At 36.9% G+C, this 24,269-nt stretch carries 24 protein-coding genes and 1 pseudogene; 17 read left to right on the top strand and 8 right to left on the bottom strand.

Annotated elements, in window-relative coordinates; translation table 11 throughout:
- The first annotated feature begins 25 nt into the window (after window positions 1-25).
- The 3 genes from LG276_RS03850 (at window position 26) to LG276_RS03860 (ending at window position 1,158) form a co-directional block, all read left to right on the top strand.
- Entirely contained in the window at window positions 26-169 is a 144-nt protein-coding gene (locus tag LG276_RS03850) for a hypothetical protein (RefSeq protein ID WP_157733799.1), read from the top strand.
- A 229-nt stretch (window positions 170-398) separates the two neighbouring features.
- On the top strand, window positions 399-860 hold the full coding sequence (locus LG276_RS03855) for an ASCH domain-containing protein (protein ID WP_251162826.1): 462 nt from the start codon (window positions 399-401) through the stop codon (window positions 858-860).
- 7 nt (window positions 861-867) lie between these two features.
- Complete coding sequence (locus LG276_RS03860; protein WP_251162825.1) at window positions 868-1,158, top strand: hypothetical protein; 291 nt, start codon at window positions 868-870, stop codon at window positions 1,156-1,158.
- 83 nt (window positions 1,159-1,241) lie between these two features.
- On the opposite strand, the gene LG276_RS03865 is transcribed toward LG276_RS03860, so the two are convergent.
- Both LG276_RS03865 and LG276_RS03870 read right to left on the bottom strand, forming a co-directional pair.
- Window positions 1,242-1,499 (bottom strand): DUF3006 domain-containing protein, encoded by a 258-nt coding sequence (locus LG276_RS03865; protein ID WP_251162824.1) that lies wholly within the window; start codon window positions 1,497-1,499, stop codon window positions 1,242-1,244.
- A gap of 15 nt (window positions 1,500-1,514) precedes the next feature.
- Window positions 1,515-2,615 carry an MBL fold metallo-hydrolase gene (locus tag LG276_RS03870; RefSeq protein WP_251162823.1) on the bottom strand — a complete coding sequence of 367 codons (1,101 nt, stop codon included), beginning with the start codon at window positions 2,613-2,615 and terminating at the stop codon, window positions 1,515-1,517.
- Between the two features lie 290 nt (window positions 2,616-2,905).
- Here LG276_RS03870 and LG276_RS03875 point away from each other — a divergent pair, with 290 nt between their 5' ends.
- The 8 genes and pseudogenes from LG276_RS03875 (at window position 2,906) to LG276_RS03910 (ending at window position 10,670) form a co-directional block, all read left to right on the top strand.
- Window positions 2,906-3,829 (top strand): diacylglycerol kinase, encoded by a 924-nt coding sequence (locus tag LG276_RS03875; RefSeq protein ID WP_095370585.1) that lies wholly within the window; start codon window positions 2,906-2,908, stop codon window positions 3,827-3,829.
- 73 nt (window positions 3,830-3,902) lie between these two features.
- Entirely contained in the window at window positions 3,903-4,613 is a 711-nt protein-coding gene (locus LG276_RS03880) for an alpha/beta hydrolase (protein WP_251162822.1), read from the top strand.
- A 115-nt stretch (window positions 4,614-4,728) separates the two neighbouring features.
- Window positions 4,729-6,102: a 23S rRNA (uracil(1939)-C(5))-methyltransferase RlmD gene (gene rlmD / locus LG276_RS03885; RefSeq protein ID WP_251162821.1), complete on the top strand. Its 1,374-nt coding sequence runs from the start codon at window positions 4,729-4,731 to the stop codon at window positions 6,100-6,102.
- A 796-nt stretch (window positions 6,103-6,898) separates the two neighbouring features.
- Window positions 6,899-7,643 (top strand): annotated as a pseudogene (locus LG276_RS03890) (IS1595 family transposase).
- A 25-nt stretch (window positions 7,644-7,668) separates the two neighbouring features.
- Window positions 7,669-8,388, top strand: a complete 720-nt coding sequence (locus tag LG276_RS03895) for an alpha/beta fold hydrolase (protein WP_404293602.1) — start codon at window positions 7,669-7,671, stop codon at window positions 8,386-8,388.
- A gap of 279 nt (window positions 8,389-8,667) precedes the next feature.
- On the top strand, window positions 8,668-9,228 hold the full coding sequence (locus LG276_RS03900) for an AAA family ATPase (RefSeq protein ID WP_251162819.1): 561 nt from the start codon (window positions 8,668-8,670) through the stop codon (window positions 9,226-9,228).
- 340 nt (window positions 9,229-9,568) lie between these two features.
- Window positions 9,569-10,267: a bifunctional 2-polyprenyl-6-hydroxyphenol methylase/3-demethylubiquinol 3-O-methyltransferase UbiG gene (locus tag LG276_RS03905; protein ID WP_251162818.1), complete on the top strand. Its 699-nt coding sequence runs from the start codon at window positions 9,569-9,571 to the stop codon at window positions 10,265-10,267.
- Window positions 10,268-10,337: 70 nt separating this feature from the next.
- On the top strand, window positions 10,338-10,670 hold the full coding sequence (locus tag LG276_RS03910; protein WP_251162817.1) for a DUF2606 family protein: 333 nt from the start codon (window positions 10,338-10,340) through the stop codon (window positions 10,668-10,670).
- A 235-nt stretch (window positions 10,671-10,905) separates the two neighbouring features.
- Here the strand turns inward: LG276_RS03910 and tdh are convergent, their stop codons facing one another.
- From tdh to LG276_RS03940, 6 genes are all read right to left on the bottom strand, one after another.
- Window positions 10,906-11,931, bottom strand: coding sequence for an L-threonine 3-dehydrogenase (gene tdh / locus LG276_RS03915; protein ID WP_251162816.1), 1,026 nt, complete (start codon window positions 11,929-11,931; stop codon window positions 10,906-10,908).
- A gap of 68 nt (window positions 11,932-11,999) precedes the next feature.
- Window positions 12,000-12,509 carry a PPC domain-containing DNA-binding protein gene (locus LG276_RS03920; protein ID WP_251162815.1) on the bottom strand — a complete coding sequence of 170 codons (510 nt, stop codon included), beginning with the start codon at window positions 12,507-12,509 and terminating at the stop codon, window positions 12,000-12,002.
- 96 nt (window positions 12,510-12,605) lie between these two features.
- Window positions 12,606-13,952, bottom strand: coding sequence for a TRAP transporter large permease (locus LG276_RS03925; RefSeq protein ID WP_251162845.1), 1,347 nt, complete (start codon window positions 13,950-13,952; stop codon window positions 12,606-12,608).
- A 5-nt stretch (window positions 13,953-13,957) separates the two neighbouring features.
- Window positions 13,958-14,434, bottom strand: a complete 477-nt coding sequence (locus LG276_RS03930) for a TRAP transporter small permease (protein WP_251162814.1) — start codon at window positions 14,432-14,434, stop codon at window positions 13,958-13,960.
- 29 nt (window positions 14,435-14,463) lie between these two features.
- A complete protein-coding gene (locus LG276_RS03935; protein ID WP_251162813.1) occupies window positions 14,464-15,480 on the bottom strand; it encodes a DctP family TRAP transporter solute-binding subunit in 1,017 nt (338 codons plus the stop codon).
- Entirely contained in the window at window positions 15,477-16,262 is a 786-nt protein-coding gene (locus LG276_RS03940) for an IclR family transcriptional regulator (RefSeq protein ID WP_404293610.1), read from the bottom strand. Before LG276_RS03940 ends, LG276_RS03935 begins: the two co-directional genes overlap by 4 nt.
- Window positions 16,263-16,583: 321 nt before the next feature.
- Between LG276_RS03940 and LG276_RS03945 the strand changes: the two genes are divergently transcribed.
- From LG276_RS03945 to lpdA, 6 genes are all read left to right on the top strand, one after another.
- The gene (locus tag LG276_RS03945) at window positions 16,584-17,555 is read left to right on the top strand and encodes a bile acid:sodium symporter family protein (protein ID WP_251162811.1); all 972 of its coding nucleotides are present in this window, start codon (window positions 16,584-16,586) and stop codon (window positions 17,553-17,555) included.
- A 137-nt stretch (window positions 17,556-17,692) separates the two neighbouring features.
- A complete protein-coding gene (locus tag LG276_RS03950; RefSeq protein ID WP_251162810.1) occupies window positions 17,693-19,102 on the top strand; it encodes a sigma-54-dependent Fis family transcriptional regulator in 1,410 nt (469 codons plus the stop codon).
- Between the two features lie 354 nt (window positions 19,103-19,456).
- The gene (locus tag LG276_RS03955) at window positions 19,457-20,473 is read left to right on the top strand and encodes a thiamine pyrophosphate-dependent dehydrogenase E1 component subunit alpha (protein WP_373370938.1); all 1,017 of its coding nucleotides are present in this window, start codon (window positions 19,457-19,459) and stop codon (window positions 20,471-20,473) included.
- The gene (locus LG276_RS03960) at window positions 20,470-21,474 is read left to right on the top strand and encodes an alpha-ketoacid dehydrogenase subunit beta (protein WP_251162809.1); all 1,005 of its coding nucleotides are present in this window, start codon (window positions 20,470-20,472) and stop codon (window positions 21,472-21,474) included. The genes LG276_RS03955 and LG276_RS03960 overlap by 4 nt, the downstream gene beginning before the upstream one ends.
- Before the next feature lie 56 nt (window positions 21,475-21,530).
- Entirely contained in the window at window positions 21,531-22,763 is a 1,233-nt protein-coding gene (locus tag LG276_RS03965) for a dihydrolipoamide acetyltransferase family protein (RefSeq protein WP_251162808.1), read from the top strand.
- Window positions 22,764-22,841: 78 nt separating this feature from the next.
- Window positions 22,842-24,263 carry a dihydrolipoyl dehydrogenase gene (gene lpdA / locus LG276_RS03970; RefSeq protein WP_251162807.1) on the top strand — a complete coding sequence of 474 codons (1,422 nt, stop codon included), beginning with the start codon at window positions 22,842-22,844 and terminating at the stop codon, window positions 24,261-24,263.
- Window positions 24,264-24,269 lie beyond the last annotated feature (6 nt).

The following is a 24,269-nucleotide window of genomic DNA, read 5'->3' on the forward strand; positions in this document are numbered from 1 at the left end:
ATATAGGAGAGATGAATCAGAAAAGGTGGAATCTCAGACGTTTATAAAAGAGAAAGACAGCTTCATTATTGCAATTGCAGCCGTTTCTGGTGGAGGGAAAACAGAGATAACGAAGGCATTGTTTAATCGCTGTACCTCTTTTACAATCGGAGTGTTGTCCTATACGTGAGGTCGCACCATTTTCAATCCACTGGATGATACTACTCGGTCCTGCTAGCTGAAATTCATCGAAATGGAGCGTCACAGTATGCGGCAGCTGATTATATGGAGAAGAGGAGAGGCGCATATCCATATGCTTGAGACAGTCAGGATGGATGCTTGATAAAATCATCGATGGCACTTTAAGCAAAGAGGAAACCACGCAACAAAAATAGAAGAAGTGAATAGGAGAATAAAAGATGAGTCAGACAGCAATAGATAAAATATGGCAGCAATATCGACAGCAACACTCAGAAGCACCAGATACTTATGCAGCATGGGCTTTCGGTGATAGTGAAGAAATGGCGGATGCCTTGGTGGAACTAGTTGCAGAAGGGAAGAAAACAGCAACAGCATCCAATTACCTTTTATACGAGTTAGAAAATGAAGATTTGCCGCAAGTCGGACAGTTGAATATCATTCTTGATGGCAAAGGGTTGCCGAAAGTGATTGTTAAAACGACAAATGTGACGGTCGTGCCTTTTGACGAGGTAACAGAGAATCATGCATTTAATGAAGGGGAGGGTGATTGTTCGCTAGCTTATTGGAGAGAGGTACATGAAGCCTTTTTTAAACGAGAGCTAGCACCTTTAGGGAAAGACTTTCACGAAAAAATTCTCGTCGTATGTGAAGACTTTGAAGTTGTTTATAAAAAGGAGTGACAAAACAATGACGATTGTCTTTGAACTTGTAAGAATTATTGCTATCTTCTTAGTAGTAGGTTGGTTAGGAAGTGCGGCGTTAGCGGGTGTCTATACAATAGGAGGAGAAACGGTTACGCAACCTTGGATGGGCTTTCTTGGTATTTTACTTCTATTATTTGTGCTCTATCGGAATAAATGGCAATTTTCTGGTTGGTATAAAGGGGAAGGAAGAGAGAAGCTATCAAAGTCTCTGACGAAAACAATCACGATGATAGCCATCTTTCTCATCATTGTCCCATTTATTTATCACCCGTGAGGATGACTAGAGGGCGTATACGAAAAAAAAAGCACATCAATCTAGTAAAATGAAAATGTTGATGTGCTTTTTCGCAGTGTTGATTAGTCTTGTTTAAAGCGGCTGCCTCTATTTAATAACTTCGCTTGTTTTTGCTTGATTCTTTCTTTGGCAGCTTTTGTTGCCTCGTGATCGATGATGATTTCAGTTATTTCGTCTTCCTTCATTGTAATAAGAAGCCACGTACCTTCGGCTGCGTCAGGTGGTAGGAAATGAGCCGAAATTATTTTTTCCACTTGATCATCACCGACTAGGAGCACAGCTTTGCTTTCTTCCATTCTATCTATAACAGCTTTATTCACTCGACTCCACTCCTCTTAGAAACAAATTATAGATTGATCTTCAATTTCTTTTGCTTTGGCTGGACCAATACCAGCAATGCGTTGCAGGTCATCATAGGAAGTGAAAGGTCTTTTCTCGATGATTTCCTCGGCACGATCTGGGCCAATTTCATGGATTTGTTGCAAGGTTTCAGCATTCGCTTCATTAATCATAATATGATCTGCAGGACAGCTTTCAATGACAACTTCCTCGTTCGCTTTGTTATCTTTTTTCTCTTTTACCCCATTTATGGAGAGGTAGTCATGGCCATCTGTTTGAATGATAACCGTCCCATTTTCGATTGTGCCGTACACGTCTATATTCATTTGCTGAAGGCGGTTCAATACTTCTTGATTTGGGTGACCGTAAGAGTTGTCTGCACCAGCAGAGTAAATAGCGATTTCAGGATGGATTGCTTCTATAAATGCCTCGCTATTAGATGTATCTGAACCATGATGTGCGATCTTAAAAATATCTGCTTCTATGTTGCCTGAGGCGAGCATCTCATTTTCGGCTGATGTTTCCGCATCGCCTGTGAAGAGAAACGATTGTTCTTTATAAGTGACCTTCATCCCAATCGAGCTATTATTCAAATCTTCATCAACAGATGATGGGTGAAGAATATCGATCTGTGCTGAACCAATTGTAAATGATTCGCCTGCTCTTGGTATATGGTAAGCTGCTTCACTTTCGATAATGGCATCTAATGCGTCTTCATATACTCTCGACGTTGTTTCTGCTCCGCTCATCCACACTTCTTTGACAGGAAAAGAGTCAATTACTTCAGGCATTTGTCCAATATGATCAGCATGGGGATGAGAGCCAACGAGTAAGTCAATTTCTTTTACCCCAACTGATTGTAAATAGGGTACAACTTCATCGCCATCATGTCTCCCACTATCTATTAAAATCGTAAAATCTTCACCTTGTAATAATGTCGCCTCTCCCTGATCTACATCTATAAAGTGAGCTGTTAAGGTTGGTGAAAATGTTGTCTGTTCTTCAGTTGTTGTTTCAGTGGCACATGCAGTTAGTGTAACGGTGAATAGTATAATAACAATTAATAGTAATGATTTACGCCAGTTATGTATGGTCACGATGGTGTCACTCCTCTTTCGCACATTCGCTTCTGTGTTGATTATAATATAAAAGAAAAGGGAAATGTGGGAATCTGAATATTCCTTAAATAATGAAATAGATAGGTATGAAACTTGTCTAAACGGTCGAGATTAATTAGAATAGGATTGGGCTAGAGGAAATGGTTAAATATTGCTATCTGATTGTGGACAATGTATGATGTAAAATGATGGAACCAATGGCTCATTACAGTATAAAGAACAGTAAAAACATATATAAGCACTTATTTTATTTTATAGGATGATGGGTAATGAAAAGAGCGAGAATTATATATAATCCAACTTCTGGTCGTGAAATTTTTAAAAGGCATCTTGCAGAAGTATTAGAGAAATTCGAACGCGCAGGATATGAAACCTCTTGTCACGCGACAACTTGTGAAGGTGATGCGACAAAGGCTGCAAGACTTGCTGTTGAGAGAAAGTATGACCTTGTCGTAGCTGCCGGTGGAGATGGCACGATTAATGAAGTCGTCAATGGACTCGCAGAGCAGGAATTCCGACCGCAACTGGGTATTATTCCGACAGGGACAACGAATGATTTTGCTCGTGCACTGCACATTCCACGTGATGTAGAAGCAGCAGCGGATATTATTGTCAAAGGCGAGAAAATACCTGTTGATATTGGCCGAATGGATAAAAAGTATTTTATTAATATTGCTGGTGGCGGTCGTATTACAGAGCTCACATATGAAGTGCCAAGCAAGCTAAAAACGATGATTGGTCAACTTGCCTACTATTTAAAAGGAATAGAAATGCTTCCAAGTATTAAACCGGCTGATGTCACGATTGAATTCGATGGCAAAATTTTTGAAGGAGAAGCGATGTTATTCCTGGTCGCTTTAACAAACTCTGTCGGCGGTTTTGAAAAATTAGCCCCAGATGCCTCCATTAATGATGGAATGTTCACCTTGTTGATTTTGAAGAAAACCAATTTAGCTGAGTTTATTCGCATTGCCTCACTTGCCTTACGAGGTGAGCATGTCAATGATCCACATGTCATCTATGCAAAAGCGAACAGAATAAAAGTATATTCAAAAGATCCGGTTATGTTGAACCTTGACGGTGAATACGGCGGGGACACCCCAGCTGAATTTGTGAACTTGTATCGTCATTTGGATGTATTTGTACCACTCAATCAAATACGTAAACAAGATCGCCCTGATTATCAAGATTAAGAATGAATAAAAGCTACTGTCGTGATTGAGCCTTCAGTAGCTTTTTTTGAAAAAAAGGGAAGGTGAGGAAACCATGAAAAAATGGCAATGGAAAGAATATAACTTGTCGATTCTTTTACCAGAAAATGAAACACCGCAACTGACGATTATTGTTCAAGATGGCTCTTATTTGTTTGAGTACTTCGAGCAACACCCGCTGAAGCATATTGCCTTTGTAGGTGTTGACCCGATAGATCGTAATAGAGAATACACTCCTTGGTATGCAAAAGTAGATGACTATGCCTATGAAGGTGAGGCAGATACATATTTAACGATGGTTAAAGATGAGCTGTTGCCTTTTTTACATAAAGAATTTCATCTATCAATAGAACCGAAGCATGTAGGCATCGCAGGAGCATCGTTCGGGGCGCTCGTCTCCCTTTACTCTTTATTAACAAGACGTGAGGATTTCGACTATTATTTCTTACTATCGGCTTCTCTATGGTACCCTGACTTTCTATCATTCTTGCAAAAACAACCAGCCATCACGGATGAGAAACATATCTACTGGTACGTAGGTGAAAAAGAAGGAGACGAATATCCAAATATCCTAAGAGAAATGGTACCTAATACAATAGAAGCAACGAAAGCACTTGAGGAGAAGCTCGTTCATCCACATGCGACCTTCCAGTTTATCACTGACGCGGAAGGGATTCATCGCCACCCTTATTTTGAGAAGTATTTTCACGGGTTTGTTCTTGAGGTGGAGGATCGGTTTGAAGCAAACATCACTAGTCATGCGTAATGCATGGCTTTTTTATTTAAAATTGAGGAAGAAACCTCCTTTCGTATTGCGGTTGTTTTTATGTTACAATCTGACTAGCGATTTGCACGGATTTTAAGAGAAGAGGAAGAATGAAATGAAGCAAACATTACCTGTTAAGAAAAACGATTATATAGATGTTACTTTTGAAGATTTAACCCATGAAGGAGCGGGCGTGGCAAAGGTCGACGGTTATCCACTATTTGTCCCCAATGCCCTTCCAGGTGAAAAAGCACAAATTAAGGTGCTTAAAACAAGCAAAGGCTATGGCTTCGGCAAACTAATCGAAACCTACGAAGAAAGCCCTTATCGTGTCACGGCCCCATGCCCCATTTATAAGGAATGTGGCGGCTGCCAGCTCCAGCATTTAAGCTACGAGGGCCAGCTACTAGCCAAGCAAAAACAAGTCCGTGATGTGCTCACAAGAATAGGCAAGCTTGAAAACGTCACTGTTCATCCCACCATTGGCATGAGCAATCCGTGGCGTTACCGCAATAAATCCCAAGTACCAATAGGTGAACATGAAGGCGGGTTAATAGGTGGATTCTATCAACAACGCTCCCACCAAATCATTGATATGAAATCTTGCCTTATTCAGCAAGAAAAAAATGATGAGGTTATTCAAAAAGTCAAAGAGATCTGCAACAAAAATGGCGTACGTGCATACGATGAGCAGCGCCATAAAGGCGATCTTCGTCATATCATGGCCCGCTACGGTTTAGTTACGGGGGATGTCATGATTGTCCTTGTCACAAAAGCGAAGGATCTACCGAATAGAAAGAAAATCATCGCAGACATCACAGAGAATATTGCAGGCGTCAAATCTATCGTTCAAAACGTTAACCCTAAGAAAACAAATGTCATCATGGGCGACGAAACCCGTGTACTCTGGGGGCAAGAAGTCATCTATGACTATATTGGCGATGTGCGCTTCGCCATCTCAGCAAGATCCTTCTACCAAGTCAACCCAGAACAAACAAAAGTCCTTTACGACAAAGCTCTAGAATACGCAGCACTCACAGGCAAAGAAGAAGTCATCGACGCCTACTGTGGCATCGGTACCATCTCACTCTTCCTTGCCCAAAAAGCCAAATCCGTCTTCGGCGTCGAAATCGTTCCCGAAGCCATTGAAGACGCCAAACGCAACGCCGAACTCAACAACATAACCAACGCAAACTTCGCCGTCGGAAAAGCAGAAGAAGTCATCCCAGCCTGGTACGAAAAAGGACACAAAGCAGACGTCCTCGTCGTCGACCCGCCAAGAAAAGGCTGTGACGAAGCACTGTTGCAAACCATCATCGACATGAAGCCGAAGAAGGTTGTTTATGTGTCATGTAATCCTGGGACATTGGCGCGTGATTTAAGGGTGCTTGAGGATGGTGGGTATCGGACTGTAGAGGTGCAGCCGGTGGATATGTTTCCGCAGACGACGCACGTGGAAGCAGTAGCTAAACTAACTTGGGTATTGTAATAATATATTAAACTCTTCCCAGTAAAAATAAACATTTCCGATTCGGAACCGATTTTAGTTAAAATAAACATTTCCGATTTCAAGTTCTGATTCAATATTATCCCGGTTTTTCCTCATTAGGAACCCGGGATTTTTTCTGGTTTAATTCAATATAAAATCAATAATTTTTCAATAGTTTTATTTTAGCTTAATCATGTTTGAACCCTTACCATTTCAGGCTTTTTTCAATATTTCACTCAGGTGTTTATTCAATAAGAGACCGAAGGTCTCATTCAATCTTTTCTCAATGTTTTTTCTTATTCCCCCAATTCTTTTCTCCGCTTTATTCTTCTCTCCCTTATCGGAGATTTCTATTTTAACTCCCAAAAAAACGTGAAAAACACGGGATAAAAGGTGGAAAAACGGTCATTTCCGAATCGGAAATTGGTCGAAATGGGGGTTCAGTCGGAAATCTTTATTTTAACTGGAACAGTGGAATGTGAGATGGAGGGGTGGATTTTCGGAAGGGTTTATTTTTTGTTGTACATAGGAGAGAGAAGAAATTAAGTTTAGCTTGTAATATTACACCTATAATTGGAGTATGAGAGACAAGACTCAGTATACAGTAGATTTACAATAAAACTTAATAAAGTATGTAACTGTTGAGAAGTCTAATTCAAAAAGGACTAAGCTATCTGTTCACAAATAATAATGTTATTTAAAAAATAGCTCTGTCAAATAACTCTGTTGATATTTGAATAAAAAGAACGTTTGTTCTATAGTGAGCGTAAAATAAGACGAGAGCGAGTTGTTTAGAATGGCATTGAAGCACATCATGCTAGAAATCCAAAAGTTAAGTATAGCAGACCAATACCGCCTGAAAGAGTTCTTTGTTAAATCCTTAGCTTCCTATACCGCTAGTGAGCCTATATATAAAGAGGTTTCAGAGCGGAAGCATAAAGACGGATTCACTTGTTCTCATTGCCATTCCAATAACGCAGTTCGGTTCGGAACATACAACGTGAAAATGGGTACTCGTACAATTGTACGCCAACGAACCGCTAAGATATTTACTGACCTAACGAATAATCCTCTTCACGGTACGCAATGTATTCGAAGGTCGTTGGTCAGGGTCGAATATCAAAATCCCGACTGGAAGAGGCAATTGGCACTAAACTGTCTCCTGCAAATGTTCTATGTACCGATGCTTGGCGGGCATTTATGACTTACGCAAAAGAAAAAGACCTTGAGCACTATAGGTTTAAATCTGATGGAAAAGAACGTGTCCGAGGCGTTTATCATATCCAAAATGTGAATAGTTATCACAGTCGTTTGAAGTTTGCTGGATAAATCAGTTTAATGGCGTGGCAACGAAATAACTCGACCATTATTGGAGTTGGTTTCAATTTCTAGACCAAATTAAACATCGAAATGACGACACGACGGTTAGTAAGATAATTGTTGAAAGTTGTTTGTTTTTAACGGATGCTACCTATGATAAAATTATTTTATCAGAATTTTCCAAATGGGTAACGAGCGTATTTAGTTATAGGACATATTAATTAAACAAAGAGGTGGGGGGATTATATGATTTTACATACAAATATTACAGGTGAAGGTGAACCCTTAGTTCTCATTCACTCTGGAGGAATGACTGGCTTGACCGAGTATCAGGAACAAAGTGAATACTTTTCAGCTAGGAACTTTAAAGTAATTAGACCTGATTTAAGAGGACACGGAAAGTCTGTTGGAGAAATCGATAATTACTTTAGTCGTTGTGTCAAAGATTTAAATGATACCTTGGAATTTCTGAATATTGAACAATGTCATATTGCAGGAGTTTCAAAAGGTGGAATCGCTGCTTTGCTTTTTGCTAAAGTATATCCTAATAAGGTTAAGTCTCTCAGCTTTTCTGGGATATTTCCAGTAGAGCCTGATAATTGGACAGAACTTTCAAGAGAGGAAGCTGCATCCTATGAACAATTGTTTAATAACGAAGAAGCCGTATCATTCTTAAACGAAATTCACGGAGAAAATGATTGGAAATTGTTATTTCAATCTTTCAATGGTGAAGATTTCTACCCCTTTGATAAAACAGGTGATGTATCAGATATCAAAATCCCAACATTATGTATTGTTGGCGAAAAGCAAGAAATAGAAGTTTCCGCCGCTATAACCTACAAGCAATTAAATTATAATATTAATATATCTGTTATTCCTTTTTCTGGTCACTTGGTACATAGGGAACAACCAGATTTATATACTAAAACTTTACATACATTTCTTAACAAGATTATCAGTCTGTAAAAGTAATATAATTTACATTCTGGTTAGAAAGTTGATGAGTTATTTAATCTTCTTGAACTTATACGGAATAAGGGAACTCCGAGCGAATATGGAGTTCCCTTGTATATTTTATAATATCAACATTATCATTTAACATAGCTAAAAATTAATAAAGTTATTTGAAGAGCATTCATCGTGATCTTGTCAGTTCTTCTTGAACTAAAGGGGCAGGTTAGTTGAAGAAGAAAATAACGAATAAATAAAGAATCATTAGGAAAAATCGTTTATCGGAGGAAGTTTATGAAATTTATTCTTATATTTGGACCCCAAGCAGTAGGGAAAATGACTGTTGGGCAGGAATTAGCTAAGATGACGGATTTGAAACTTTTTCATAACCATATGACGATTGATTTGGTTGGTCATTTTTTTGATTATGGCACGAAAGAAGGAAAAAGATTAGTAAGTTTGTTTCGTCAGGAGATATTTGAAGAAGTATCAAAGAGTGATTTGTATGGGATGATTTTTACTTATGTTTGGGCATTTAACCTGCAAGCTGGCTGGGATTATGTTAATCAAGTCTCTCAGTTATTCGAGTCCAGAGGAGGTACTGTTTACTATGTGGAGCTTGAGGCTGATTTAGAAGAAAGGCTTGAGCGAAATAAAAGTTTTAATAGACTTGAGCATAAGCAATCGAAAAGGGATATTGAATGGTCTGAAGCTGACTTGAAGAAGTCAATGGAAAAATACAGATTGAATTCTTTAGAATGTGAGATTAATTATTCAAACTATATCAAAATAAACAATACAAACTTGAGTACGGCAGAAGTAGCGAAAATCATCAAAGAAAAATTTAATTTATAAATCGGATGGGGTATGTTCTTCAGCTACGGGGCTTTAGTTGAATAAGAATAACTAAAAAAGTCGATTCCTTGAGATAGAAATCGGCTTTTTTAATGGGTGACTTTTCCTTAGCGTTGTAATTATGCTGTTACAACGCTAAGCCCATTATCAAGACGTTTCCCTTTTTTTTAACAACGTTAAGAAAGTTTAATACTGACCTTTAAAGCCAATATAAGTATGCCTTTTCATGATTTCTCTCAATCGAAATAACAGTATATTAAAGTTGTTGTAACTAGTAAATGTGGGAATTTTTAGTAAAATATAAAAGAGGAATTTTTCATTAAATGGGGAGGCGTTTTTATTGGATAAACCGATTTTAAATTATGAAGATTTACTTGAAATGTTAGATCATTTCTTAAGAGAACCGAAGGAATTTTGGGAGAATTTTTACATCGATAGAAATAAAGAAATTCCTTTCTTCAAGGTAAAAGGACCTGATGAGAATTTAGTAGAGTATTTTGAAAAGGGACTTGCTCCTAAACGAGTATTGGAATTGGGGTGTGGACCTGGGAGAAATGCTGTTTATATGGCTAAACAAGGTTGCAAGGTAGATGCTTTGGATATAGCTGAAAATGCGATTGAATGGGCGAAAGAGAGAGCAGAGGAAGAAGAAGTAGATATAAATTTCCATTGTTTATCCCTTTTTGATTTTGGTTTTAAGCCACACTCATATGATTTTATTTATGATTGTGGTTTGTTTCATCATTTAGCACCTCATCGTCGTTTAACATATCTAGAAATAATTAAGAGAGCATTAAAAAAAGATGGGTATTTCGGTATTGTTTGCTTCAATACCGATGGTGCTCTGGATACATCTGATTGGGAAGTTTATAAAGAAGGTAGCTTAAAAAGAGGAATAGGGTATACGGAAAAACGATTAAAAGAAGTATTTTCTAATGATTTTAAAATTATTAACTTTAGGAAGATGAAAAAGACTACTCAACCAGATGATTTATTTGGAGAAGATATCTTATGGGTAAGTTTAATGGAAAGTTTATGAAAATAAGATTAGCTAAGTTAAACGATCAGCAGCAAGTGCTGAATGTATTCATTAATGATTGGAAAGATAGATGAAGAAAATACTAGCTGTATTTTTAATATTTTTACTTGTAGGTTGCCAACAGGAATCACAAATTAAAACCAATGTTACAATAACTGTTGTGGATACTTGTAACAAACCGGTTCAGAATATAGAAGTTTCACTTTTAGATAAAAGTAGCGACTCTGAGCAAGGAATACAATTAGGGTCAACAGACTCGGAAGGAACTATTACTGGAAAGTTAAAGGTAGGAGTGACTTACGAAGCGGCACTTATTATAAACGATGAAACCACTCAATATGAAGTATTAATAGTATCAGAAAAGGATTCAGAAAATCAGTTTACATTTAAACTAAGCAAGTAACGGGCGATTCAGAGTTACTAGTTTAATAAATGGTTTGTTAATAGTTTATGTACACAATAACTATTGTAATCAATGAGCTAATGATGTACATCATTAGCTCATTTCTTTTTCGATTCTTTTTTTATCTTCCATAAAATGTATTAACGTAGGTTTTCCGCGTTTAGTTGGCTGGCCCCCAAGTATAAATACACCTTATGAGACTTGGGAGACCCTAAATTTACATATTTATGTCTTGTTATGGCTTAAGAAGGACTTTTAAGGCCTTCCCGGACTGTATCAAATCAAATCCCTTTTCAAAATCCTCAAGAGGTAGTATATCACTGATACATTCCGTAATTTCCAATCCAGCATCCAACAGGCCAAACATGATATTCCAAGTACGGTAAAGTTCTCTACCGGAAATACCATACATGCTAACGCCACTATAGAATATTTTCTCGAAATCTAGACCGATTTCACCTGAAGGAAGACCGACTACAACAATGGCACCGCCTTTTCTTATGTATTCTGTTTCTTCCATGATTGCTTGTTTACTACCAGAAAACTCTAAGATTACTTCGGGACCTATACTTTTAGTAGCATTTCTGATACTTTTCGTGGTATCCTCTCTTAGTGGATTAATCGCAATATCAGCCCCCATCTTGATAGCAGTGTCTGCACGGTAGTCATTGGTTTCAACAGCAATGACTTTACTAGCGCCCATCTTTTTGGCTACTGCAACCGCCATGAGACCGATAGGACCACAACCAACTACAGCAACAGATTTCCCTGCAATTTCGACCTTTGAGGCTGCATGGACGGCAATACCTAATGGTTCAAGGAGTGCATTGACTTCCTCAGGGATCTTAGGATTACAATCGATAGCATTTTGATCTGGTATCACTACGTACTCGGCAAAAGCCCCGTCAAAGTGCAATCCGATGCAAGTGGTATTAATACATACATGGGCCAATCCGTCCTTACATAAATCACAATGACCGCAGACAACATGACTTTCAGCAGATACCAGTTTACCTATTCTAGATGGATCAACACCTTGTCCAATTTCAACAATTTCACCACAAAATTCATGACCAATGGTTACCGGGGGACTCAACCTTGCAGCAGCAAATGAATCCCACTCTTTGATATGGACATCGGTACCGCAAATGGCTGCTAAACGAACCTTAATTAGTATTTCCCCTGGACCCGGTTTAGGTATCGGCCTTTCACATAATTCAAGATTTCCTGGTTCTGGCTTGGTTTTAACTACGCACTTCATTGTTTCACCCATACCATAAAACTCCCCCGAATAGATTTCTTAGATTAGAATAAAATATATTTTTTAATTTATTGAACATCACTTTTATTATAGAAATTAAAAAGTGTAAATCCTGTAGACTCATCAAATTTCCTAACAGGTTGAATCTCATCTGTTACATAAATGGTGTATTCAATGGTAATAGCTACCGTATTGGTTCCTTCTAGAAAATGTCCTCCGTTGATGGTCTTGCGATGATCAACAAAGACACCGTGAAAGTGAATATCCAGTTCACCGTTTTCTTTCTTACCAAGAACGCCATGCCCTGAAAGCAACTCAACGGGTGTATCCCAATGAGTTGGGTTTGTATAAAATATATGATCATCTTCATAGTCTAATTGAATAATAGACACATGCGATAATGAACCAATACAATTAATGGTACCTGCTATTACTTGATGTTCTTGACATACTTTCTTTAATCCAGTGAGTAAGTCTTCACCAGGAGCTAAATACCCCATAATAATGCCTCTTTTATTATCATATACTGACTGAGAACGACGCCCCACCATTGCAGAGCCTTCAGTTTGTTTATCCATTTTCTACACCTCCATATATTTTTAATTCTAAAATAATATAAATATTTTGAAATAAAAATCCTTTTTAATATCAATCTACACCTATGGAAAGTCTATCTATTTTATACCTAATAAATCTGGTAGAAATGTTGAAATAATTGGTACATAAGTAACCAGTATTAAGACAATAAGGGAGGCAAATACAAATGGTAAAACTGCTTTTGAAATCTTGGCGAGAGATATATTCGCAACTCCACAGGCAACAAATAGATTTGCACCTACAGGCGGTGTAAATAATCCAATAGCAAGGTTAACAGTCATAAATAGTCCAAAAACAGTTGGGTCAACATTTAATACAATCATAATTGGTAATAAAATTGGAACAAAGATATAGTATGCGGAAACTGCATCCATAAACATCCCTGCAATTAAAAGGATGATATTTACAAAAATTAAGATAATAATTTTATTTTCTGTAATTCCAAGTAAGGCACTTGAGATGATGTCAGCAATTTGTTCTGTCGTGATAACATATGCAAATAGAGACGCTGCAGCAATGATAAGCATGACTACTGCTGTTTGTACACTGGAATCAATTAAAATGTTTTTAATATCTTTCCATTTGAGTTCTTTGTAGATGAATAATCCGACAAATAAACCATAAAATACAGCTACAACTGCGGATTCAGTTGGTGTAAAGATCCCTCCATAAATACCACCCAAAATAATTACTGGAACAAGTAATCCCCAAATAGCATCTTTGAATGCAATTAATCTTTCCTTTGGAGAGGCTACTTCTCTACTGACAGCAATCTCAAATGTGATGCCATTCTTTTGTGCTTCACGCAATAAGTCCTTTGTATCTTTCTTCTTCACATAGATAGCGGCTATGTAAAAAGCAATACCCATTAAAATCCCTGGAATCACCCCTGCAATAAACATTCTTCCAATCGATACACTAAGTTGGTCCCCAGCAACAACGGCGAACACTATCAAAGCAATACTTGGAGGAATAACAATCCCTGTGGCGCCTGTTCCAGCTAATAAAGCAGCAGCAGATTCTTTTTTATAGCCATTTTTCACAAGGGCAGGAATTAAGATTCCACCAATTGCGGCAACAGTCGCCGGGCCAGATCCAGAAATAGCTGCAAAGAATAATGCGGTAATAACAGTCACTAGTGCTATTCCATGTTTCTTATGTCCGACAAAGGTATCGGCAAAATTGATCAGTCGTTTAGAGATACCTGAGTAATCCATAATTACACCTGCTATGATGAAAAATGGAATAGCTAGTAGTGTGAATTTTGCAACACTTGTATACATAATATCTGCAATTAAACCAAGTGAACTTGTCCCCATTGATGTTAAAAGTGCTACAACAGATGCTGAGCCCAAGGCAATTGCAATTGGTACTCTTAATAATAAAAGGAGAAAAAACACTCCGAAGAGTATAACAGCTATCATATGCATCATTCGCTTTCTAATTGTAAATTTTTGTACTCCTTAACACTAGCTTCAATGGTACGTATAACACATAATAGGCAGCCTAAAGCAAATCCAGCTGAATAGATCCATTGCGGCCATCCTAATGCAGGTGTCATTTGATTAATAGACATTTGATATAGAAACATATCGATTCCATAGTAAGTAAATAGACCAAATATACTCACGACTATTAGACCAGTGAAAATACATAGAATTTTTTTAAATGGAAGATTTGCACGATCGAAAATGAGGGTAAAGCCGAGGTGAGCACCATTTCTCACCCCAACTGAAGCTCCAACAAAAACGACAAGAACTAATATATTGATCGTGATTTCTTCCGTAAACGAGAATGAAGTTCCAGTTATGTATCTGGATACAACATTAACAAATGTAATAATACACATAATTGCTGCACCAAATATTAGCAAAGTATTCTCTAGAATAGAAAGCGCTTTTGACATAATATCACACCCTATTTTTTTACGGATTTTTATTTTTCTAAGAATAAATTAAGCAGATCTTCTCCCCATACATCTTTGTATTGATTATAGATAGGCTGAGCCTTTTCTTTAAATGCAGCCAGTTCCTCTTCTGTTGGGTAGTAGAATTTAACTCCGGCTTCTTCCATTTCCTTAATTTGTTCTTTTTCAGTTTCTCTTGCAAGCTCAATTTGAAATTTATTTGCATTTTCAGCAGCCGTTTGAATAATTTGTTTGTCTTCATTACTTAAAGAGTCATATAATTTTTTGTTCATACCTAAAATAAGCGGGTCGTAAGAGTAGTTCCACATAGTGGTGTACTTTTGAACCTCTTGAAGTTTAGAAGAGTGAATAACATCAATAGGATTTTCCTGCCCATCAACCGTTCCTGTTTGTAAAGCAGTGAAAACTTCAGACATCGTCATAGTTGCTGGGTTTGCACCATAAGAAGTCCATAGGTCTGTATACATTTTAATTCCAGGAATACGAACTTTTAGACCTTCAATATCTTCTGGAGTTTTAATTTCTCTAACACTATTTGTTACTTGTCTAAATCCGTTTTCCCCGAAACCTAATGGTTCAACGCCAAAGTCACGAATGATCTGCTTGATTGCTTCTCCGCCTTCGCCAGCTAACTTGGAATCAACATCTGCCCCATCTTTAAATAGGAATGGTGCACTAAGCACGCCTAATTTGTCATTTAAGATGGAATAAATGATCGTTGAGTTATATGTAAGATCAACTGTTCCTTTTGATAAACTTTCGACTGTTTTTCCTGAGTCTCCACCAGTTAACTGTTCGTTAGGATATATTTTAATATTGATTCGACTATCAGTATTTTCTTTTACTTCATTTGAAAATTGTTCTGCAGCCTTATACCAAGTAGATGTATTTGATATAGTAATGGACATTTTCAAATCCAATTCCTGTTCACCATTTGCATTAGTTGAGCCGCTACTACACCCTGCGATAAACAGAGAAAAGATAGCGCTTACAATAAATAAAAAAGATAACTTTCTTTTTCTCATTTTTTAATCCCCTCTTCCTTTCTGTTTATATAGCCTAATAGTTCAGATATTTTCTTTGTAATTAGAGAAACTTCATCAACAATGGAGAATATTTTTTCTTCTGAAAAACGATAGGAAACCCCCGAAATACTTAATGAAGCTATCATTTTATTTGTATAATCATAAATCGGAAAGGCAATCCCCCGCAGGTACTCTTCCCATTCTTCATTATCTATTGCAAAACCCTGTTCTCTAATTTTTACAATTTCATTTTTCAATGTGTCAATACTTGTAATCGTATTAACCGTAAAGGATTTTAATAGCTGTCTATTAAAATAGTCATCTAGTTCTTCGTCACTAAAATGAGACAAGTATAACTTACCGCTTGCTACACAATAAAGCGGAGCAGTTCGCCCTGGTTCCACCACAATTCTTAGTGCCGAATTCCATTCAATCTTATCTAAATAATAAACCATATCCTTTGTAAAAATAGAAATCACTACTGTCTCTTTTACATCTTTTACAAGCTTTAATAAAAAAGGTTTAGCTACTTCGAGCAAGTCATGTCTCTCAATTTCCTTCTTACCTAATGAATAGAGTTTTAATGTCAGCTGATAAAAATCCTTTTGATTTTTATAAATATACCCTTGATTTTCTAGTGTTGTAATCAATCTAAATACGGTAGCTTTATTACTATTCATTAAAACAATAAGTTCAGAAAAAGAACGAGGTTTTTCTGCAATTAATTCTAAAATCATTAAGGTATTTTCTGCTGACTTTACCCTTTTTTGTTCAATATTCATCATCTCCCCCTCTACCAAAAAAATTGATACCATAAATTATTACAATATTCTGTAAAAGTGAAACTACAGTTTCATTTTTACAGAATATTTATAATAAAGTCAATATTTATTTTCATAGAAACATTTAACCTATAGCTATGTTGGAAATAGTATTTTTTACTATTAAACCCCTGCTGTTATTATGTTATTAACCCATAAATGATAAGTGATTATTTCTGAAATATTTGAATATTTTTATATGTTTTTATAGTTATTTCTTTTATAATTCTTATTAATCACAATGAAAAATTTAATAATTGGAAAAATAAGGAGGGAGAAAAAATGAAATGGTTAACGGAATTTTTGTCGAAAAGATTACCTGTATTAATTCTATTAATCTCTGTCATTACTTACTTTTCATCGTATTATTTAAAAGTACCGTCATGGATTCCGAGTCTACTACTTGGGATCGTCATATTTTTCACAGGTTTATCTATGGAATTAGATGTGATAAAAGGAATTAGAAGAAAAAAAAGAGAGCTTTTCATGGCTTCGTTTCTTAAATGGACGATAACCGTTTTTATTTCCATAGGAATGGCCTACTTATTTTTCTCTTCCAAGCCAGAAATTGCTGCAGGATTCATTTTATCAGGTACAGTCCCAAGTGCAACGGCTGCAACACTCTATACTTTCCTAGCAGGAGGAAATACTTCGCTTGTTATTGTTTCAACTTTAATAGATGTTGCGATAAGTCCCATTGTTACTCCACTTTCACTGTTTGGAATAACAGATGCTTCAGTGACCATTTCCTTCTTTGATTTGTTGAAGTCTTTCTTACTCATTGTTGTTCTACCCTTAAGTGCTGGAATTGTTATACAAAGAAGTTTTCCCGATTCTAAATATCACGCCAAATCAGCAACAAAATTTGGATCTTCTCTTGCGTTGCTCCTAACTGTCCACATTATTGTTGGCAATGGCAGGGAGTCCATTCAACAAGAGATAAGCATTCTGCCTATTTTATGTTTAGCTATTTTTATTCAAGTGGTCTTTCCGATGATTGCGTCCTATTTTATTTCCAAAAAATTATCAATTAGTGAAGAGGATTCACGTGCCATTCTCTTTCAAGTTGGCTTATGTAACAGTGCTTTAGCAGCAATTCTAGCCTTTGATTTTATTGGTGAATTAGCGGCCATTGCACCGATAATCAATATGATTATTAATCTTTCCGTGGGTTCTTGGATTTCCAATTATTTTGCTAGAAAAAACATAGTGAAGGTAATAGAAATTCGCCAAAATGCAGAGGCCATTAAGTAGAGAAAAACAAAAGGTATTAAGATAAATATAATATTCAAAGTATATAAAAAATTGCATAAACGCATTGGCAATTTTGCTATAATTATAGCAAAGTTGCCATATTTCTTTATGCTTATAGAAGCAGAGGAGGGATTTAGATGAAACATTTAGAAAATCTTTTAAAGGATAGACCAGAATTTTTATTTCGCAAAATTATTGGAAGTTCATTTGATGGTGTAACAATTACCAATGCAAAAGGACAAACCATATGGTATAACCAATCTTTTTTACAAATGTCAGGGTTACTGCCTTCTCAGTTAGATAACTATACAGCGGAAGAATTGATCAAAAATGGTTGGATGGAAGATTCTGCATCCATTGAGGCTATCTCAAAAGGAGTGACGATTACAAAATCAGTTAAATATTCTACAGGGGTTGAAGCTTTAATATCGGCTACACCTATTTTGGATAATAATGGAAGCCTTATGTATACCTTTCAAAATATTAGAGATATAACAGAATTGAATAAATTAAAACATCAACTAGACGAAACCTATGCATTATCTGAGTCTTATCGACAAACCCTACAAGAAGTCCAACAAACAAGTGGTAATCAAATCATTTATCAAAGCACATTGATGGAAAACATTATTATTCTGGCTCAGAAGTTTTCTAAAGTGAATACACCTATTTTAATATTAGGTGAGTCCGGGTCTGGGAAAGATGTTTTAGCCAATTACATACATAATATTGATACTCGAGCCAATAGTGGCCCTTTTGTAAAAATCAACTGTGGAGCCATTCCTGAGCAGCTATTGGAATCAGAACTATTTGGATACGAAGCAGGTGCCTTTTCCGGTGCTAATCGCAATGGTAAAGCAGGGTTATTTGAAGTAGCAAATAGCGGTACAATATTTTTAGATGAAATTGGTGAAATGCCTTTATCACTTCAAGTGAAATTACTAGGAGTATTGCAAGATATGAAAATTCAGAGAATCGGTGGAACCAAGGAGATACCAATAGATGTGAGAGTCATTGCAGCAACCAATGCCGATTTAGAAAAAATGATCCGAGAAAAAAAGTTTAGACAGGATCTTTATTTTCGCTTAAATGTATTGTCCATTACGATTCCACCTCTTCGAGAGAGACCGGATGATATCATCGTCCTAATTGAACATTTTCTAAAAATGTTTAACGAAAAACACCAGTTCAACAAGTCTTTCTCACCGAGCAGCATTAAATTCTTTCTCTCTTATGATTGGCCAGGGAATATTCGTGAATTAAAAAATTTAGTAGAGAGGCTCATGATTGTTTCAGATGGTAATGTGGTGAACGAGACCTTTATTCCAGCTAATATTCGTAATAAAATCAATCATACAGATGATAATCTGTTGGAGGATTCTATAGTCGAAAATCCAGACGTTCATCTAAAAAGCTTAATGGATGACTATGAGAAAAAAGTTCTTTCTCACTATCTAGCAAAATATCGTCCTATGAGGCGCTGTGCAGATGTTTTAGGAATTGATCTTACTACCTTAGCTCGTAAGAAAAAACGATATGGGTTGTAATTTATAGGATTTTAATAAAAAGATGCCAAAACAATAAATGTTTTGACATCTTTTTATGTTTTTTGATTTTTATCAAAAAAGTACCAATTTTTAATAAGGATTAGATTATTTTAAATTTTGGCACAGTAATTGCATTTAATATTTTTGAATTCAAAATTTGGTTGAAAAATGAAAACCTTTCAGCTGAAGACTTGAACAGATATGGCGGATTAAATTTGTAAGCGATTTCAATTAAAAAGAAATAGTTTACCAAAAAATGCCAAAATGAGTTTAGAAATAAATAGGTACCTCTGTATGATAAAAGTTTACCTTTTGCCTATTAAAAAATTTAACGTTCAGAAAGGTGTGGAGAAATTGGTTAATTTAAAAAGTAGTATTGAAACAGAAAATAAATATTCAAAAGAATTTTTAGTTAAATTGTATGAAGAAATGGTGAGAATCAGAACTTTTGAAACAAAAGCAGGAGAATGCTTTAACAAAGGGATGTTAGCAGGAAATATCCACCTCTGTATTGGGCAAGAAGCGACAGCAGTTGGTGCTAACTATGCTCTGGAGAAAACGGACTTTATTACAAGTACACACCGTGGGCATGGTCATTGTATTGGAAAGGGAGCCAAAACAGATAAGACAATGGCGGAGCTTTTTGGGAAAGCAACAGGCTATTGTGGTGGAAAAGGTGGATCCATGCATATTGTGGATGTGAACTTAGGAATTCTTGGTGCTAACGGTATTGTTGGTGCAGGGATTCCAATTGCTACAGGGTCTGCTTTAGCTTCAAAAATTAAAGGAGCGGATGAAGTAACCCTTTGTTTCTTCGGTGACTCTGGTGCGAACACTGGAGCATTCCATGAATCCATTAATATGGCTGCCACATGGAAGCTTCCCGTTGTATATCTAATCGAAAATAATGGCCTTGGCGTTTCGGTTGACATCAAATCAGTAACAAACACACCTACCCTAGCTGTAAGAGCGGCGGCTTATGATATCCCAGGTAAAACAGTAGATGGCAATAATGTATTGACCGTGTATGAAGCTGTTAAAGAAGCTGTTGAATATGCAAGAGCAGGAAACGGTCCATCCATCATAGAGTGTGAAACGTTTAGGCATGAAGGACATTATTGTGGTGATCCTTCAAGCTATCGTCCAAAGGAATATATCGAAGAAGCCTATAAAAAAGATGCTATTAAGAGATTCAAAGAATACTTGCTTGAAAACGATGTAACCGAAGCAGAAATAATAGAAGTTGATGAAGCGATGAAAAAGGAAATTGAAGAAGCATATGAATTTGCCGTTAATTCTCCATATCCTGATCTCAGTGAAGTAACAACGGATGTATATTCTCAAGATAACGAAAGGAGTGTTGTACGATGAGTAAAAAAATAAGTATTAGTGCGGCTATTAGAGAGGGAATGCATGAAGAAATGGCAAGAGATGAAAATGTCATTATGGTGGGCGAAGATTTAGGGAAAATGGGTAGCCCATTTGCTTTAACATTAGGATTTTTAGATGAATTCGGTCCAGAACGAGTGGTTGAAACACCTATTTCAGAATTAGGCTTTACAGGAATGGCAGTAGGTGCGGCTATGAGAGGAATTCGACCAGTGGTTGAATTAATGTACAATGACTTTATTAGTGTGAGTCTAGACCCAGTTATGAACCAAGCCGCAAAGTTACGTTATATGACTGGTGGCCAAATGACAATTCCCATGGTGATTCGGGCACCCATGGGAGCAGGAAGAAGAAATGCTGGACAGCATTCACAATGTTTAGAAGCATTATTTGCCCATATCCCTGGTTTAAAAGTAGTTTGTCCATCAACTGCAAAAGATGCAAAGGGTTTAATGAAAGCAGCTATAAGAGATAATGACCCTGTTATCTTCCTTGAGCACAAACTTCTTTATGCTAAGAAGGAACAGGTACCTGAAGGCGAATACGTAATTCCACTAGGTGAAGCAGATGTTAAAAGAGAAGGAAAAGACGTAACGATTATTACATGGAGCAGGCAGGTTTATTTTGCCCTAGATGCTGCTAAGGAATTAGAAAAGTCAGGTATCTATGCAGAAGTGTTAGATCTTCGTACATTAGTTCCCCTTGATTGGGAAGCAATAAAAAAATCTGTTTTAAAAACACATAATGTAGTCGTGGTGGAAGAAGGAGTAAAAAGAGGCGGTTTTGGTGGCGAGATTAGCGCCCAAATTATGGAAGAACTTTTTGATGAATTAGATTCACCAGTTGAAAGGGTAGCTGGACTTAATATCGTATCTCCTTTCAGTCCGCCGCTAGAGGATGCAAATTTCCCACAAGTGGATGATATTGTGAGTTCTGTTAAGAAAGTATTAAGTAAATCCGTGACTTATGCGTTAAATTGTTAATTTCAAAGATTGCTAGATTGAAAGTTGAATAAATGAGAGTTTGGAGGATAATAGATATGGCTGTTGAAATTAGAATGCCACAGTTAGGTCTTACGATGGAAGAAGGAACCCTAGACGAATGGCTAAAGCAAGAAGGTGACGAAGTAAAGATCGGAGAACCTATTGTACAGATTCAAACCGATAAATTAACAAGCGAAGTTGAAAGTGAAGTAGATGGCGTCCTATTAAAGATAGTGGCACAAGAAGGAGAAGATATTCCTGTAAAAGGTCTATTAGCTTACATAGGGGAACCAGGTGAAGCTGTAGGTGTAGTTGATGAAAGCGCTACGGCTGTGGAAGAAGAAGCCGTTGTTGAAGCGGAAGTGAAAGTTGAAGAAACAGTTGTTTCCTTACCAGCAAGGTCTGGAGGGAGGATCAAAATCTCTCCTTTCGCCAGAAAAACGGCAAAAAAAATGGGAATCGATTTTACAAATCTAATCGGAACGGGACCTGGAGGAAGAATTATTCAACAGGATATCCTAAAAAAGGCTGAAGAGCCAACATCACCTGCTGCAGTAGCTGTTGCAGAATCTGCTACAACACAAGTTGGAAGCATCGAATTAATGGATGGCGATACAGTCGTGAAACTTACCGGAATCAGAAAAACAATAGCGGAAAGAATGTACAAGTCCCACAATGAGATTCCTGTTGTCACTCAAGATGTCAAAATTGACGTGACCAAGTTAATGGAATTCAGGAAGCAACTGAATGCAAGTAGAGAAACAAAATTATCAGTCAATGATTTTATACTAAAAGCGGTAGCTAAAGTACTGAAAAAGAATAAAAACATTTTAGTAAGTCTAGATGGCGACAAGATTATTCAACGAGCTCATGTCAATCTGGGGATGGCAGTTTCATTAGATGAGGGTCTTATTGTCCCCGTTATAAAGGATGCAGATAAAATGGGAATTGAAGAATTATCCGAAACAGCAAAAGATCTAGCTGTAAGGGCACGCGAAGGAAAACTCAATATGGATGAATATTCAGGTTCCACATTTACCATCACTAACTTAGGTATGTACGGCGTTACATCCTTTACTCCTATCATTAATCAACCAGATGCAGCAATTCTTGGAGTCAATACGATTCAAATTGAATTGGATATAGATGATGAAGGAAATGTATTTAAGAAACAAGTAATGACTATATCTTTAACATTTGATCACCGACTTCTTGATGGATCAGCAGCGGCTGTATTCCAACAAGGTATAAAGAAATTTATTGAAGAACCTATGAATATTCTTCTCTAATCTTAAAAAAAGCTCTTTTTAATAAAAAATGAGTGGAATTTACAAAAGCGTCTATATCCACAAGGAGGTATGGTGAATTTGTCAAACGAAAACCAAGAAGTCATTGTAGTTGGAGGAGGTCCTGGTGGATATGTGGCCGCTATTAGAGCGGCCCAACTAGGCGGAAGAGTAACATTAATTGAAAAAAGTAAATTAGGTGGTACCTGCTTAAATGTTGGGTGTATCCCTACGAAAGTACTGCTTCACTCTGCGGATTTATTAGCGGAAGCTAATCATGCCAAAGACTTTGGCATTAATGTGAATGTAAATGGTTTTGATTGGAAAAAGGTATTGGAAAAAAAGGATAGTATCTCCAGTCAGCTTGTAAATGGGATAAACGGGTTAATAAAAGCAAATAAAATTAAAATAATAAATGGAACGGCCCAATTTGTCTCTCCCGATACACTGTCCGTGACCAAGGTAGATGGGACAAAAGAAATCATGGGTGACGGGAAAATCATTCTTGCAACTGGATCCGTTCCGGCTATACCGCTAATTCCAGGTGTGAAAGAAAATGAGAATTGCATTGATTCTACAGGTGCCCTCTCCCTTAATGAAGTTCCTAAATCACTTCTTATCATCGGAGGCGGGGTCATCGGTGTTGAATTTGCATCTATATACAGTCAATTCGGTACAAAAGTAACCATCATTGAAGCACTACCTAAAATTCTTCCATTGATGGAAGAAGAATTAACTTCCCTATTAAGAAATAAATTGGAAAGAAGCGGGATTGACATTTATACAGAAGCAAAAGTACAATCTGTTGACTCCACGCCTATAGGAGCTAAAGTGAATGTGGAATACAAAGGCGAATTAATAAGCTTTGAAGCAGAGAAGGTACTGGTTGCTGTTGGAAGAAGAGCCAATACAGCAGAATTAAATCTAGATAAAGCCGGTATTGAGAACGATAGAGGTAGAATTAAAACGAATCATAAATTGGAAACAAATATTAAGAATGTCTATGCAATTGGCGACTGTTTAGGAGAAGTTATGTTAGCACATGTTGCTTCTGCTCAGGGAGAGGTAGCTGCCGAAAACGCAATGGGTTTGGAAACTTTCTATAACGGTAAAACAGTTCCTTCCTGCATCTTTACAAATCCTGAATTTGCAGGGGTTGGATTGACGGAAGAAAAGGCAAAAGAAGAAGGAATTGATTATATAGTAGGTCATTTCCCTCTTATGGCTAATGGAAAGGCACTTATAATGAATGGCGGAGAAGGCATGGTCAAAGTCATTCTCGGCAAAGAGTATAGAGAAGTCCTGGGTGTTCATATTTTAGGAACAAGAGCAACTGATCTTATTGCCGAATGCGCACTTGCGATTGGTATGGAGGCCACTATTGAAGATTTAATCGAAACGATCCATGCACATCCTACATTAACAGAGGCTGTAAGAGAAGCAGCATTAGCGACCGAAAATAGAGCCATCCATGCCATAAATAAGATGGTAGAAAAAAAGTAGAAGGGA

It is taken from the genome of Cytobacillus kochii (genome assembly GCF_044790165.1).
In the GTDB taxonomy this organism is placed as follows: Bacteria; Bacillota; Bacilli; order Bacillales; family Cytobacillaceae; genus Cytobacillus; species Cytobacillus kochii.

What these genes read in the sequence shown, in the direction of transcription:
- LG276_RS03930 (WP_251162814.1), bottom strand. Translation starts at nt 14,434, where the DNA reads ATGTCAAAAGCGCTTTCTATTCTAGAGAATACTTTGCTAATATTTGGT.
- LG276_RS03950 (WP_251162810.1), top strand. Translation starts at nt 17,693, where the DNA reads ATGAAACATTTAGAAAATCTTTTAAAGGATAGACCAGAATTTTTATTT.
- rlmD (WP_251162821.1), top strand. Translation starts at nt 4,729, where the DNA reads ATGAAGCAAACATTACCTGTTAAGAAAAACGATTATATAGATGTTACT.
- LG276_RS03925 (WP_251162845.1), bottom strand. Translation starts at nt 13,952, where the DNA reads ATGATAGCTGTTATACTCTTCGGAGTGTTTTTTCTCCTTTTATTATTA.
- LG276_RS03910 (WP_251162817.1), top strand. Translation starts at nt 10,338, where the DNA reads ATGAAGAAAATACTAGCTGTATTTTTAATATTTTTACTTGTAGGTTGC.
- LG276_RS03860 (WP_251162825.1), top strand. Translation starts at nt 868, where the DNA reads ATGACGATTGTCTTTGAACTTGTAAGAATTATTGCTATCTTCTTAGTA.
- LG276_RS03900 (WP_251162819.1), top strand. Translation starts at nt 8,668, where the DNA reads ATGAAATTTATTCTTATATTTGGACCCCAAGCAGTAGGGAAAATGACT.
- LG276_RS03875 (WP_095370585.1), top strand. Translation starts at nt 2,906, where the DNA reads ATGAAAAGAGCGAGAATTATATATAATCCAACTTCTGGTCGTGAAATT.
- LG276_RS03965 (WP_251162808.1), top strand. Translation starts at nt 21,531, where the DNA reads ATGGCTGTTGAAATTAGAATGCCACAGTTAGGTCTTACGATGGAAGAA.
- LG276_RS03940 (WP_404293610.1), bottom strand. Translation starts at nt 16,262, where the DNA reads ATGAATATTGAACAAAAAAGGGTAAAGTCAGCAGAAAATACCTTAATG.
- LG276_RS03880 (WP_251162822.1), top strand. Translation starts at nt 3,903, where the DNA reads ATGAAAAAATGGCAATGGAAAGAATATAACTTGTCGATTCTTTTACCA.
- LG276_RS03855 (WP_251162826.1), top strand. Translation starts at nt 399, where the DNA reads ATGAGTCAGACAGCAATAGATAAAATATGGCAGCAATATCGACAGCAA.
- LG276_RS03920 (WP_251162815.1), bottom strand. Translation starts at nt 12,509, where the DNA reads ATGGATAAACAAACTGAAGGCTCTGCAATGGTGGGGCGTCGTTCTCAG.
- tdh (WP_251162816.1), bottom strand. Translation starts at nt 11,931, where the DNA reads ATGAAGTGCGTAGTTAAAACCAAGCCAGAACCAGGAAATCTTGAATTA.
- LG276_RS03960 (WP_251162809.1), top strand. Translation starts at nt 20,470, where the DNA reads ATGAGTAAAAAAATAAGTATTAGTGCGGCTATTAGAGAGGGAATGCAT.
- LG276_RS03945 (WP_251162811.1), top strand. Translation starts at nt 16,584, where the DNA reads ATGAAATGGTTAACGGAATTTTTGTCGAAAAGATTACCTGTATTAATT.
- LG276_RS03935 (WP_251162813.1), bottom strand. Translation starts at nt 15,480, where the DNA reads ATGAGAAAAAGAAAGTTATCTTTTTTATTTATTGTAAGCGCTATCTTT.
- LG276_RS03895 (WP_404293602.1), top strand. Translation starts at nt 7,669, where the DNA reads ATGATTTTACATACAAATATTACAGGTGAAGGTGAACCCTTAGTTCTC.